12 protein-coding genes and 1 riboswitch are annotated in these 13,390 nt (G+C 38.5%); of the genes, 2 read left to right on the forward strand and 10 right to left on the reverse strand.

Annotated elements, in window-relative coordinates:
• Window positions 1-97 precede the first annotated feature (97 nt).
• From ACLIJJ_RS01870 to ku, 8 genes are all read right to left on the reverse strand, one after another.
• Window positions 98-298 (reverse strand): cold-shock protein, encoded by a 201-nt coding sequence (locus ACLIJJ_RS01870; RefSeq protein WP_233313523.1) that lies wholly within the window; start codon window positions 296-298, stop codon window positions 98-100.
• Between the two features lie 200 nt (window positions 299-498).
• Window positions 499-1,335 (reverse strand): bifunctional 5,10-methylenetetrahydrofolate dehydrogenase/5,10-methenyltetrahydrofolate cyclohydrolase, encoded by an 837-nt coding sequence (locus ACLIJJ_RS01875; protein WP_233313522.1) that lies wholly within the window; start codon window positions 1,333-1,335, stop codon window positions 499-501.
• Window positions 1,336-1,373: 38 nt separating this feature from the next.
• A riboswitch (ZMP/ZTP riboswitch) is annotated at window positions 1,374-1,458 on the reverse strand.
• 581 nt (window positions 1,459-2,039) lie between these two features.
• A complete protein-coding gene (locus ACLIJJ_RS01880) occupies window positions 2,040-3,716 on the reverse strand; it encodes a glycerol-3-phosphate dehydrogenase/oxidase (protein ID WP_233313521.1) in 1,677 nt (558 codons plus the stop codon).
• Window positions 3,717-3,891: 175 nt separating this feature from the next.
• Window positions 3,892-5,385 carry a glycerol kinase GlpK gene (gene glpK / locus ACLIJJ_RS01885; RefSeq protein ID WP_233313520.1) on the reverse strand — a complete coding sequence of 498 codons (1,494 nt, stop codon included), beginning with the start codon at window positions 5,383-5,385 and terminating at the stop codon, window positions 3,892-3,894.
• Window positions 5,386-5,438: 53 nt separating this feature from the next.
• Window positions 5,439-6,257: an MIP/aquaporin family protein gene (locus ACLIJJ_RS01890; RefSeq protein WP_233313519.1), complete on the reverse strand. Its 819-nt coding sequence runs from the start codon at window positions 6,255-6,257 to the stop codon at window positions 5,439-5,441.
• Between the two features lie 211 nt (window positions 6,258-6,468).
• On the reverse strand, window positions 6,469-7,008 hold the full coding sequence (locus ACLIJJ_RS01895) for a glycerol-3-phosphate responsive antiterminator (protein ID WP_233313518.1): 540 nt from the start codon (window positions 7,006-7,008) through the stop codon (window positions 6,469-6,471).
• 14 nt (window positions 7,009-7,022) lie between these two features.
• Window positions 7,023-7,676, reverse strand: coding sequence for a phosphatase PAP2 family protein (locus ACLIJJ_RS01900; protein WP_233313517.1), 654 nt, complete (start codon window positions 7,674-7,676; stop codon window positions 7,023-7,025).
• Window positions 7,677-7,790: 114 nt separating this feature from the next.
• A complete protein-coding gene (gene ku, locus ACLIJJ_RS01905; RefSeq protein ID WP_237941602.1) occupies window positions 7,791-8,639 on the reverse strand; it encodes a non-homologous end joining protein Ku in 849 nt (282 codons plus the stop codon).
• A 163-nt stretch (window positions 8,640-8,802) separates the two neighbouring features.
• On the opposite strand from ku, the gene ligD reads away from it, so the two are divergent.
• Window positions 8,803-10,011, forward strand: coding sequence for a DNA ligase D (gene ligD, locus ACLIJJ_RS01910; RefSeq protein ID WP_233313515.1), 1,209 nt, complete (start codon window positions 8,803-8,805; stop codon window positions 10,009-10,011).
• A 64-nt stretch (window positions 10,012-10,075) separates the two neighbouring features.
• Here ligD and ACLIJJ_RS01915 read toward each other — a convergent pair whose 3' ends face one another.
• Both ACLIJJ_RS01915 and ACLIJJ_RS01920 read right to left on the reverse strand, forming a co-directional pair.
• The gene (locus tag ACLIJJ_RS01915; RefSeq protein ID WP_237941603.1) at window positions 10,076-11,578 is read right to left on the reverse strand and encodes an AcpB/EbpR/MafR family transcriptional regulator; all 1,503 of its coding nucleotides are present in this window, start codon (window positions 11,576-11,578) and stop codon (window positions 10,076-10,078) included.
• Window positions 11,579-11,690: 112 nt separating this feature from the next.
• Entirely contained in the window at window positions 11,691-12,341 is a 651-nt protein-coding gene (locus tag ACLIJJ_RS01920; RefSeq protein WP_233313513.1) for a LuxR C-terminal-related transcriptional regulator, read from the reverse strand.
• 466 nt (window positions 12,342-12,807) lie between these two features.
• Between ACLIJJ_RS01920 and ACLIJJ_RS01925 the strand changes: the two genes are divergently transcribed.
• Window positions 12,808-13,389, forward strand: a complete 582-nt coding sequence (locus ACLIJJ_RS01925) for an HD-GYP domain-containing protein (RefSeq protein ID WP_233313512.1) — start codon at window positions 12,808-12,810, stop codon at window positions 13,387-13,389.
• Window position 13,390: the final 1 nt, after the last annotated feature.

The raw sequence follows: 13,390 nt of genomic DNA on the forward strand, positions 1-13,390 counted from the left end.
AATGATTGGGTTTATGGAGAATGGCGAAGCACTTTTTGTACTACACTAAAAAAAGGTGATGCATTAAGGAAAGGCATCACCTTTAATCTAAAAATTATTAAGCTTTAGTAACGTTAGCTGCTTGAGGTCCACGGTTACCTTCAACGATTTCGAAAGTTACGTCTTGACCTTCTTCTAAAGTTTTGAAACCTTCTGATTGGATAGCGGAGAAGTGAACAAATACGTCTTGTCCTTCAGTAGACTCGATGAAACCGAAACCTTTTTCTGCATTAAACCATTTTACTTTACCTGTGTTCATTGTAAAACCTCCAAAATTGTGTTACACCTTTAAGAACTTATATAAATCTTTAGGAATCAGTGAAGCATCGCTACCTTTTCGGACATAAGCTATATTTGCAACTATGACCATCTATCCTTAAAAAACATATACCGAACTTACAAGCGTTAAATACATCATATATTCAATAGTGACTTTTGTCAAACATATTTTTTTCTTAATTAAATTCCTTCAGCAGAATCCACTGTGTGCTTCAGCAGCATACTTATTGTAACAGGACCTACTCCGCCTGGTACTGGAGTTATTGCAGATGCGTTTTCCAGGCATGCCTCATAATCGACATCACCGATATTGCCTTTATTATAGCCTGCGTCTAATATTACCGCGCCTGGCTTAATCCAGTCTCCTTGGATGAAGTTCGGCTTGCCGACTGCTGCCACTACGATATCAGCCTGTTTTACGTGGTCTGCTAAATTTGTTGTGCGGGAATGGCATGTAGTTACTGTTGCATCTTCATTTAACAGCAATGCAGATACCGGTTTACCTAAAATCGGGCTTCTGCCGACAACAACAGCATGTTTTCCGCTCGCTTTAATACCGTAATGCTCCATTATCTTCATAATGGCTGCAGGCGTACAAGATGGGAATTTGCCAAATCCAAGAGCCGTTTGCCCATAACCGAAGCTTGTTACCCCATCAACATCTTTTTCGATTGCAATCGTTTCAAATGCCTTTCTTTCGTCAATATGACCAGGAACAGGATGCTGCAGCAAAATTCCATGGACATTATTGTCGTCATTTAAGGCTTGTATCGTTTCAAGTAATTGTTCTGTTGTTGTCTCTTTATCAAGATGGATTCTTTTACTGTCTATTCCTAGCTTTGCACACGCATTTCCTTTCATGCGCACATATGTCTCGGAAGATGGATCGTCTCCAACGAGAATTGTCGCCAGACAAGGTGTTACGCCTTTTGTCTTTAACGCTTCAATTCGGCCTTTCAGTTCTTCCTTAACAGCATTCGCTACCACGTTTCCATCCAGTATTACTTTTTCAGACATGTATATCCCTCCAGGTATTGTGTTAGAAAGGTTAATTTACCTTTTGCCCAGACGACCGGCTATACACTTTTCACAGCTCCCATATGGTTCATTCCATTATTGTCGTCAGTCACTGCGAAACGAATCGTTTTTACTACGTAATCATAACATAGCTTTAATTTCATGAAAACATGTTTCGACAATAAAAAAGGCATCTCCGCATATTTGGGAGATGCCTGCTGTTTCGTGCTTGTGATAGATCTTTACTCATTTATTATTCGAAAATAATTAGACCTATGTAAAAACCGCACTTCTTGGCATATACTTAAGGGTCATGCACCGTGAAACGTGCCATACCTAAAACAATGAAAGCCCTGCCTCTCTTTCATCCTTACGGCTCCGAGGCCGTGCCAGTGTGAATTAGTTCTATGAATTAGAACGGTGGCAAAAATAACATTAACTAGAATAATTTTTTGGAAGGGTTAATCCGCATTTAGGAGATTATTTTAATGTGATTTTTGGAGAAGATTGTTAAAGTGGTGTTTGTTCTATATATCAACTGTTCCTTGTTGTCTTGCTTCTACATAACTTTACACAAGTTCTTTATGATCAATTCCGTTCTTACCTCAAATACATACAAGCAATATCATATCCTATTATTTACAGTTTGTCAATTCTATTTAAACCAAAAGATTAGTCACGGGATTGCCCGTGACTTAATTTTTTTACATTATATGATCCAATAGCTCTTCTGACTGTAAATCAGCTGGCACTGTAGCATGGAGGATTTCCTTTTCAAGCTGTTTTTTATAAAACAGCTGTTCTGCTTGATCCCATCCATAGTAGCTCGCCATATATGCCAATACCTCTTCCTTATATTGAACTGCTTCTTTGATGCCAAACAGCAGCAAGCCTGTTCTGCGCAGGAGCACATCGACTGGAGTCATCGCAAGCTCGTGTTCCAATGCATAATGCACTTTTGCCCATAAAAGCACAGGCATATTATTTTCAGCAGATGCTTTCTGTTCTTTAACAATGCGGTAAACAACCGGAGCATTGCTTCCATACATTCTCGCAACAGCTTCTGCATCTTCCTTCGTCAAGCCAGCATCCATTCCATCTGGAACAATACCGGCAACATAGCTGTCAAACTTGCTCGATCCCCCCACTTTCCCGCCAGATATTGGCAAATGCTTTGTCTGACATTCTGAAAAGCTTTTATTTGCTTTTGCAAATTTCCCACTGACTAAATTGACAACTGTTTCCGCCATTTTACGGTAGCCAGTCAGCTTTCCGCCAGCAATTGTCACAAGTCCAGACTCCGATTCCCAAATCTCGTCTTTTCTTGAAATTTCAGACGGATCCTTACCGTCTTCTAAAATCAACGGTCTAACTCCAGCCCAGCTTGATTCCACATCATCCTCTGTCACATTGACAGAAGGAAACATATATTTAATTGCATTTAAGATATATGTTCTGTCCTCCACTGTCATAGCTGGGTTAACAGGGTCTTCTTTATAGAAAGTATCTGTTGTTCCTACATAAGCTTTCCCATCTCTAGGAATGGCAAAAACCATTCTGCCGTCTGGTGTATCAAAATAAATGGCTTGCTTTAAAGGAAAAACCGATTGGTCGATAACAAGATGGACTCCTTTTGTAAGCTGCAATGTTTTCCCTTTTCTGCTGCCATCTTTTTCCCGAATGCTGTCAACCCAAGGACCGGCAGCATTAACGATAACTTCTGCGAAAACAGAATACTTCTCGCCAGTTAAAACATCTGTTACTGCTACTCCATTGATTTTCCCTTCTGTATCGTAAAGGAGATTTTCTACCTTTGTATAGTTTAATGCTGCCGCCCCTTTGTCTATCGCTTCCTTCATTACTTCTATTGTTAATCTGCTGTCATCTGTTCTGTATTCCACATAATAACCGCCGCCTTTTAATCCATCCTGTTTAACTAGCGGTTCATATGCCAAGGTTTGTTCTTTCGAAAACATTTTCCGTCTTTCCTTTTTTTTCACTCCTGCAAGAAAATCATACACCCTTAATCCAATGCTTGTCGTAAACTTGCCGAAAGTGCCGCCTGTATGAAAAGGCAACAGCATCCATTCTGGTGTTGTAACATGAGGTCCATTTTCGTAAACAACAGCCCTTTCCTTTCCGACCTCTGCTACCATTTTTACTTCAAACTGTTTCAAATATCGGAGTCCGCCATGAACAAGCTTTGTAGACCGGCTAGATGTGCCTGCCGAGAAGTCCTGCATTTCAACTAAAGCAGTTTTCATGCCTCTTGTAGAAGCATCCAGGGCAATACCAGCACCAGTAATTCCCCCTCCGATTACAAGCACGTCAAATTTGTTTTCTTTAAGTTGTTTTTTCAGTAAGTTGCGGTTTGTTTTCATTTTGGAAGTCCTCCTAAGGAATAATGTCCAACAAAAAAGAGACCACAAAGCATCATTACCATTACTTGATAACGACTTTGTGGTCTCTCCTGATCTCCGGACATTTTATTAACTTGTTTTTAGTATAACATACTTTTTTATATATTCACAGTATTTTGAATTAAATGATGTAATTTTAGTTTTTGAATGCCATTGTAGCGTTGACTGCTTTTTTCCAGCCAGCATATAGCTCTTCTCGCTTTTCTTCCTCCATGGCAGGATCGAACGATTTTTCTAACTTCCATTGTTCAGCGATTTCAGCTTGGTCCTTCCAGAAGCCGACAGCCAATCCCGCTAAATAGGCCGCACCAAGAGCGGTTGTTTCATTGATGACAGGTCTTTGAACAGGTACATTTAAGATATCTCCTTGGAATTGCATCAAGAAATTGTTCTTAACTGCTCCTCCATCTGCTCGTAATGTTTTTACGCTAATGTTCGAATCCGCTTCCATTGCAGATAAAACATCTCTCGTCTGATATGCAAGTGATTCAAGTGTAGCTCTGACGAAATGCTCTTTTGTTGTTCCTCTTGTTACTCCGAACATAGCTCCCCGCACATCACTGTCCCAATACGGAGTTCCAAGCCCAACAAATGCTGGCACTAAGTAGACACCATCTGTTGACTCCACTTTTGTCGCATATGCTTCACTGTCTTTTGCATCCTTCAGCATTCTTAAGCCGTCACGAAGCCATTGAATAGCAGATCCTGCTACAAAGATACTACCTTCTAGGGCATACTCCACTTTTCCATTCAATCCCCATGCAATTGTTGTCAGCAAACCATGATTGGAACGAACAGCTTTTTCTCCTGTGTTCATCAACATGAAACAGCCTGTTCCATACGTATTTTTTGCCATACCTTCCTCAAAGCATGCCTGACCAAATAATGCTGCCTGCTGGTCGCCAGCCACACCAGCAATTGGAATATTCTTTCCGAAGAAATGATAGTCTACTGTATGAGCATAAACTTCAGATGACGGCTTTACTTCTGGAAGCATTGACTTTGGAACAGTTAAAATTTCAAGCAGTTCCTCATCCCATTTAAGGTCATAAATATTAAACATTAATGTGCGAGATGCATTCGTATAGTCTGTTACATGCGCCTTTCCGCCAGACAGCTTCCAAATAAGCCAAGTGTCAATCGTCCCGAACAGCAATTGACCGTTTTCCGCTTTCTCTCTTGTACCTTCGACATTATCTAGAATCCACTTAACTTTTGTGCCTGCGAAATACGCGTCAATTAACAAACCCGTTTTATCTCTGAACAATTGGTTGTATCCTTGTGCTTTCAATTCTTCACATATTCCGTTCGTTTGTCTCGATTGCCACACAATCGCATTATAGACAGGCACACCAGTCTCTTTATCCCATACTACTGCTGTTTCCCGTTGGTTCGTAATACCGATGCCTTCAATTTGATCTGCCTTAATATCTGATTCTGATAAAACTGTTGCGATTACAGAGAGAATCGAACCCCAAATTTCACTAGCATTATGTTCCACCCAGCCTGGCTTAGGAAAAATTTGTGTAAACTCCTTTTGTGCTGTATGAACGATTTCCCCTTTTTTGTTAAAAATAATCGCTCTTGAACTTGTTGTCCCTTGATCTAAAGATAAAATATATTTCTCCACAAAAATACCCCCTAATTAGTTTTAAAAATTAATCTAGTATGTGAAAACTAGTATTATGCTGCTTTTTTCATTTTAATAGAATTGTTGCTTTTTGTGCCAAAAAATGCAAGCACTAACACCACTATACTTACGATGATAACTAGCCAAAAATAAGTAGATACTGTTCCTTTATAGAAATATTGATAAAATACAGAAGCTAATCCGCCTCCAAGAATTGGACCTACTACAGGAATCCATGCGTACTTCCAGTTTGAATCTCCCTTGCCTGCTATCGGAAGCAATGCATGAGCGATACGGGGCCCTAGATCTCTTGCCGGGTTAATGGCATAACCAGTTGTTCCGCCAAGAGACATACCGATTACAACAATTAATAGTCCAACTGCGATTGGGTTTAAACCTTCTGCAAACGAATTAGCTCCAATGTAAAGCAAGCCTAAAACTAACATGAATGTCCCAATTAATTCTCCAAGCAAGTTAGAAAATGTGTGCGGGATTGCCGGGCCTGTAGAAAATACAGCTAATTTCGCGCCTGGATCGTCTGTTGCCTTCCAGTGAGGTAAATAATGTAAGTATACGATGACTGCTCCGATAAATGCTCCAAGCATTTGAGCTATGATATATTCAGGCACTAGGCTCCATGCAAAATCACCATTAAGAGCAAGTGCTATTGTTACGGCAGGATTTAAATGGGCACCGCTGATACTGCCGACAGCAAAAGCACCCATCGCAACAGCTAATCCCCAGGCAACCGTTATCACAATCCACCCGCTATTATTAGAAAACGTTTTCTTTAAGTTGCTGCCCGCAACTACTCCTCCCCCAAAAACGATTAAGATCATTGTACCAATAATTTCACCTAAAAATGCAGACATTCAAAATCTCCCCCTTTACACCGAATGAAAAACAAAGTTAAAAAACAGCAAAAAAGGAGAGCACAACAGAAAAATATCACATCAAAATGTGAAAATCTGTGTGCATCTCCTTATCTCCGACACGTTTTATTAACTTGTAGGTTCATCATAACCTACTATGAAAACGCTGTCAACACATTTACAATATTTTCTCTAGAAAAATAGTAAGAACCTATTTATCCCATAATGTCCGTCTGGAAGTAGTTATGCCAGCTGCTCCAGCTTTAATCGCATTATTGACATCCGCTTCCGACCGTATTAGTCCGCCTGCTAATATCGGAACATCCAGCCGTTGTTTAATTTCTTCAATCATCCATGGCATCGTCCCTGGGAGAAGTTCAATATAATCAGGTCTTGTCCTTTGAACCAGTTTAATGCTTTTTTCAATGGCGTGGCTATCAAGAAGGAAGACTCGCTGTATGGCAATTACATTCTTTTGCTTAGCTTTTAGAATGACAGATGATTTTGTCGAAATCAGTCCATACGGCTTAAATTCCTGGCAAATAAATTCTGTAGCAAAGTCATCGCTCTTTAACCCTTGGATTAAATCCACATGATAAATCATTTTCTTGCCTGCACTTCTTGCCAGCTTGCTGATATTTTTCAATTGAGAAATATGTATTTCCAAGAAGACTCCTACTTCATAATCGCTTTCCAAAAAGGCTTCGAATTCCTTTAAATTTGATGATGCAGGTATTATTTTTTGGTCCATCTTTTACCCTCTAGTCATTTATTTTTTCTCTCTTCATAATAGCGGAAAACAAGGATGCATACTAGCAAAAATGCAAACCCAACTGCAAAGCCGCCAACAACATCTGTCGGGTAATGAACACCTAAATAAATCCTGCTTATGCCAATCATCAGAATGACCAAGCATGCAATAATAATCGTTGCTGCTTTTTTTCCTGCTGTCTTCCAGATATGCAAGAATACATATGCGGCACTTCCATAAAAAATTAAGGAACCCATGCTATGTCCACTCGGAAAACTGTAACCATGCTCTGTAATCAGCGGCAAAATATCCGGCCGCTCCCGTTTGAATATCCATTTCAAAAACTTATTAAGCAAGCCTCCAAGAGCCGGTGCACAAATCAGAAAAGCGGCAAGAGAAAATTTCCTGTAAAGGCATAAAAGCACTGTGCCAACCACGACTGCCACCGCGATAAACTTAATTGAGCCTAAATCGGTCAATATCACTGTCCATTCGGTTGTAGCATCACTTTCAAAAGACTGAATGTAATCAATAATAACTTGATCAAATGCGATTATTTCCGCTCCCTGTATTCTCGAGGCAACAAAAATAAACATGACGATAAACAATACGACTATGGTTAATATGGTAGTTACATATTTTAATGTCATTTGCTCTGTTTTATTCAATAATTCTCACCTTTCTTATAATGGATTGCCCATTTACATAGAACTGTAGACATAATTACCTAAAAAGGAAAATTTGTCAAACAAAAGCATGCAAAGGGGCAATCCCCCCTTGCATTATGCTTCTTTCGCGACTTTTTTTCTTGTTTTTGTTTTTGTCTTTACCTTTTTTTCTTCTGCTGCTGGCTGTTCCGGTTTAGTGTTGTCTATTGATGCTTGCAATGCTGCCATTAGGTCCATGACATTGGAAGTTTGCACCTTTTCTTTACTTGTAACAATTTCTTGGCCAGTTTTCTTGGCTTCAATCAATTCAAGGAGGGCTGTACGGTACTCATCCGTATACTTTGTCGGATCAAAAGCTGTTGTAAGCTGATCAATTAGCAGGATCGCTGTTTCCAGCTCTTTTTTGGCGATAGTTGCTTCTGCAGGGACATTAGGGACATCTTCAGCTTTCCTGACTTCATCAGGAAAATGAATAGTTTCCATTACTAGTGTATTTTCATACACCCTAATGACTGCAAGCTGCTCCTTCGAGCGAATGATTATTTTGGCGATACCGACCTTGCCTGATTCTATTAATGCCTCACGGAGTAGTCCGTAAGCTTTGTTACCTCCATCACCAGAAGACATATAATAACATTTATCATAATAAATAGGATCTATCTCTTCCATCTTAACAAAGTCGATAATTTCTACTGCCTTATCTTCATTTTCTTTTTGGAGCTTTTCCAAATCCTCTTTATCAAGAACAACATATTTACCTTTTGCATATTCATATGCTTTTACAATATCCTCAGGTGCCACTTCCTGTTCACATGCAGAGCATTTTTTTTCATATTTAATCGGCGCATGACATGTTTTATGCAATGTCCGCAGCTTTATATCTTTATCCTCTGTTGCTGTGTGCAGTTTTATCGGGATGTTAACTAATCCGAAGCTGATGCTTCCTTTCCACATTGTGTGCATACCATCTATTCTCCAATCCTAAATATTTCTTAGTTAATGTGTTTCTTATTAATAAGTTGGCTATTCCGCATGTCTTTCATGCAATGAAATCTTGGAAATGAATGAATTAGTCTCACTAGCGTACACTATTTCGTAAATAAACATTGTTAGGAGTACTGGTTTTATGAAATATACTGCTTCCTTTACAATAACAGAGTACCGCAAAGCTGATATGCTCTTTTCAGTAGGTGTTTCTGACAATGGAAACATCAAAAATGTCGGACAATTCAGTGAAGGATTAACAGCAAAAGAGTTAACCGCCTTATCAGGCATCTTAGAAAAGAATAAACAGTCTGAAGAAAAAGGCGTAATGACAGTCACACCTGGAATTTGTGTAGATTTAGAATTTACTTCCTTTGCCAATGGGCAAATTGAAAATCCAGTATTTCTCCAATTTGTTTTTGAAAAGTCTTGGCAGGAATGCACCTATGAAAAATTACTACAACAAATTGGCATAGAGCAACAAATTACCCACCCAGATAAGCCATTATTTCCGGGTAATGAGTTGCGCAAAATCGACTTTATTGAATATTTAACAGAAGTGAAAGATGTAATGCTTCCATTTTTACATAACCGCTTGCTAACTGTTATTCGTTTCCCGCATGGATTGTTTGGCGATTCCTTTTACCAGAAGCAATGTCCAGAGTATGCGCCTCCCTTTGTCCAGACAAGCTGGAAGGAGGATATTAATTACATTGTTTGCAATAATGAGCAGACACTTATGTGGCTTGGCAACCAGCTTGCATTTGAGTTCCATATTCCATTTGAAACGATTCTGTCAGATAGCATGCCGTCTGAAATTGTGTTTGATCTCGACCCGCCATCAAGAGATCATTTTTCACTTGCCATTAAAGCGGCCCAAATATTAAAGACCATTCTGGACGGCCTAAAATTAATCGCCTTTATAAAGATATCTGGCAATAAAGGTATCCAAGTTTATATCCCGCTTCCAGAAAAAACGTACACATATGAAGAGGCGAGAGTCTTTACTGAATTTATCGCTAATTATATGGTAACTATGGAACCAAAGTTATTTACGATTGAGCGCTTGAAAAAAAATCGCCATAACCGCCTGTATATTGATTATATCCAGCATAGTGAAGGAAAAACGATTGTTGCTCCGTATTCTATAAGAGGAAATGAAGGCGGATATGTTGCCTGCCCAATTCATTGGGAAGAGCTGACAGACAGCTTGACACCGCAGTCATACTCAATGAAATCCGTACAAAAGCGGATAAAAAACAACATAAACCCGTTTGCAGATTATTTTGAGGCGAAAAAAAAGCAGTCCTTAAAAGCTGTACTGCAGTTCATTCAGTCAAATAACTCATGAAATGAAACGGCATACAAAGAAAAGAGAACCAGCGAGTTCTCCTTTTTTTGTTTATATAAAGATTTTACATAAGCGTTTCATTAAATGGATAAATCATTTCCTTTGTAATTCCTAAATTCTCAAAAAAATGCTGCTCAATAAAGTAACTTATTTCTCTCAATTCAGAAGAAGTCGGAAAAGATGAAATATTGATTTTGGGTATATGCTCAATACATGTATTTACAGGATTTAATTCACCGGCCGATATAAGTAAATCAAACTCCTCATACATATACAGCAGATTTAAACTGGAAGGGTCCAAGCTGGATATTTTTAGCTTACTGTCAAAATGATAGGCTAATATTTCACGAATATAATCTTTTTCACTGTATGTTCTACACACAACAGCTACTTGGATTTTGTGATGGTTCCATCTCCTTATTACAGCTGCTTGTACTAAGGAGAAAATCTCAAGTGTATCAAGCTTTTTAAATAGGAGTGAGTATGGAGTCAGGCATTCCTCAGCAAGCTTTTCTATTGCTTGAAAAAGCTCGTTCTCTTCAAAAAAATCTAAGTATTGCAGAGCAGAATTTTTCACTGTTTCTGTCTCAAATTCCGTTTCAACAGATATTCGCTTTAGTGACTGATACAAGTGGAACAAGAAAATATCATCCTGTGAAATCGGAAAACCAATAAACCGATCAAGCTTTGCCAAATATTGAGCCATTGGATAGCCTCTTTCCGTTTTCATCGAGCTATGAATATATTTTAGATGCTTTGTTCGGTTAAGTGGCCTTTCCTCGCTCATTATAAATATGGAAAAATAAAGGATTTCCTGGAGCTGAACCTCTCTGCGCGGACATTTGACCATATATGGCGACAGCAGTTTAGTTAATTCGAAGTATTTGCTTCCAGCATGTGTATTCAACACTTTATCAGGATAAGAAATATAATGACCCATTGAAGCCCGATGATTGGCTATAAACAGAATAATAGTCAGTCTGTGCAGCGCCCCGGTTCTGTATGACATGGAAAAGTTGGAAAACAGCCTGACTAAATGCTCTTGGAACTTAACGGCATCAAGCCCTTCCTTCACAATATTTGTTTCAAAGGACATGAAGTCCAAATATTGCATAATGAAACGACGAATCTTCTTCTCGTCCCCGACCAAACGGAAGGGACTCGCAGTCAGCATTACTTCTGCCTGTTCGACAACTTCCTGCAGCTTTTCAAGATGCCTATAAGCGGTTGATCTGCTGATATGGACTTCCTGACATATTTGCGAAACATCAACTCCATCATTTAATAAAATGATCTTCAATGTGTGCAAATACGTGTTTTTTTCTCTGATTTGTCCCAATAGATTTTCCAGCGTTCCATTCTCCGGCTTGATAAGCCTTACTCCAAATGTTTCATTCTTTTCAAAAACCCAATCCTCCGGCAGGATACTTTCCAAAAACTCTAAATCACGCCAAATGGTCGTTTTTGAAAAACCTGTTTTATCCGAAAGAACCGCGAGGCTGTTCCACTTATCTTCACTAAGCAGCTGAAAAATTAAGTCAGAATAACGTTTATAAAATCGATTCATCCACATCACCTTTATGCCAAAGATATATTCTATTTTGTTTAATTTAATGAAATTAATGCAGAATAGACCAGTTTTTGAATGTAGTTACTAAGATTTTTTATTAAACGCCTTATCAAAGATTGACCCATCTGTACTTAATTGCTTTGACAACAGCCCTAGTACGGCTTTTTGTCCTAGACTTTTTTAATATACTGCTAATATGGTTTTTAACCGTCTTATCACTGATTTGAAGATCGTCCGCTATATCAAAATTGCTTTTTCCCTTTGCGAGAAGCTGAAGAACAGTAAGCTCTCGTTTTGAAAAGATATGAAGACCAGCCGAATTATTATCATTCCGCTGTGTTATATGACGGTATTGCTGCAGCACCTTGCTTGTAATAAACGGGTCCATATAGTTTTTCTCAGCTAGCAGACTTCTAACTGCCTCCTTCAGCCAAATCTCTATTTTCTCCATTTTGACAAACCCCATTACACCAATTCTTAATGAGGCATTAAAGTCTTTTTCCTCATCTTCCTGAAACAGCATAATAATCTTCGCTGCTGGATCTTCATCCAATAGCTCTTTCGCTGCTTCTATGCCATCAACATTAGGCATTAAGCTTGAAATAATAAAGACATCCGGGTTATGAGCCTTCTTAATTGGCAGAGCAAATCTGCCATCTTGTCCTTCTGCAATAATTTGAAAGGACTGGTCTTCTCTCAGCATTTGTCGCATTTTCTCTCTGGCACGCGGATTATTGTCTAAAAGTGCTATTGTAGCCATCAATTATTGACTCCCCTTTGAAATACTTGTTGCTTATTTCCAAACACAGCCAAAAATTCGTAACCAAATCCCAACTTTTTGAACAATAAGCAAATGTTGAAAAAGCTAGAAATTTTGATGAAAGAGGGTGCTTATTGATTAAAAAATAAGGAATTGAATGTGAATGAAATTAATAACAATCTACATTTTACAATGAGGATTAAGTTAGCTTCATCCCAATAATGAAATGCAGCTTTTCATTATCTATCATTAATTCTTTAATACTTGTTTTTATCTTATAAAAATTGAAAAATTTCTGTTAAAGCAATACATTCTTAGATTTTTATATATTAAAAATAAATCCCGGCAAAGAATTATCTCAAATGTAAAACGATTCGTTCCGTTTGAGAGCATCAACTTATGCCATTTACATGCTATTCTTGCATAGAAGACTTGTTAACCTTTCTTATGAAGGAGGAATCATGCTTTGAATAACCATATTCAGGATTTAACATGCAAATTATTGAAACATTGCCGCAGGACATTAGGACACTCCATGCGCGTTGCTGACGAACTGCATCAGTTTAGTGCTTTTATTGGTATGGGTTCATCTGCGAAGATTTTTTATATGGGGGCTTTACATGACATAGGGAAGCTGAAAATCGACCCTTCCTTGCTTAACAAGAAGGAAAAGCTGACTGAAATGGAAATGCGGGAGCTTAAGCGTCACACTCTGTATGGTAGACAGCTGTTGGAGGACAGACAAATCTTTTCCGATGAATTTTTAAATACTATTTTATATCATCATGAGAATATAGATGGGAGCGGTTATTACGGATTAAAAGGCAAAGAAATACCTCTTTTTGCGAGGATGATTCGCATCATTGACACATATGATGCTATGGCTTACGGACGAGTCTATCAAGATCCGTTATGTGAAGACCAGGTAAAACTAAAAATGGAAAAGCTTATAAGAACTGTATTTGATGATATGCTTCTTTACTCTTATTTTAGTTATCTGGAAACAAAAAAGCTTCGCTTGCTCAAGGGCGCATTGCAACACTCCTAAT

It is taken from the genome of Niallia laureatilytica (genome assembly GCF_046613985.1).
In the GTDB taxonomy this organism is placed as follows: domain Bacteria; phylum Bacillota; class Bacilli; order Bacillales; family Cytobacillaceae; genus Niallia.

What these genes read in the sequence shown, in the direction of transcription:
- ACLIJJ_RS01870 (WP_233313523.1), bottom strand. Translation starts at nt 298, where the DNA reads ATGAACACAGGTAAAGTAAAATGGTTTAATGCAGAAAAAGGTTTCGGT.
- ACLIJJ_RS01875 (WP_233313522.1), bottom strand. Translation starts at nt 1,335, where the DNA reads ATGTCTGAAAAAGTAATACTGGATGGAAACGTGGTAGCGAATGCTGTT.
- ACLIJJ_RS01880 (WP_233313521.1), bottom strand. Translation starts at nt 3,716, where the DNA reads ATGAAAACAAACCGCAACTTACTGAAAAAACAACTTAAAGAAAACAAA.
- ACLIJJ_RS01890 (WP_233313519.1), bottom strand. Translation starts at nt 6,257, where the DNA reads ATGTCTGCATTTTTAGGTGAAATTATTGGTACAATGATCTTAATCGTT.
- ACLIJJ_RS01895 (WP_233313518.1), bottom strand. Translation starts at nt 7,008, where the DNA reads ATGGACCAAAAAATAATACCTGCATCATCAAATTTAAAGGAATTCGAA.
- ku (WP_237941602.1), bottom strand. Translation starts at nt 8,639, where the DNA reads ATGCACACAATGTGGAAAGGAAGCATCAGCTTCGGATTAGTTAACATC.
- ligD (WP_233313515.1), top strand. Translation starts at nt 8,803, where the DNA reads ATGAAATATACTGCTTCCTTTACAATAACAGAGTACCGCAAAGCTGAT.
- ACLIJJ_RS01915 (WP_237941603.1), bottom strand. Translation starts at nt 11,578, where the DNA reads ATGAATCGATTTTATAAACGTTATTCTGACTTAATTTTTCAGCTGCTT.
- ACLIJJ_RS01920 (WP_233313513.1), bottom strand. Translation starts at nt 12,341, where the DNA reads ATGGCTACAATAGCACTTTTAGACAATAATCCGCGTGCCAGAGAGAAA.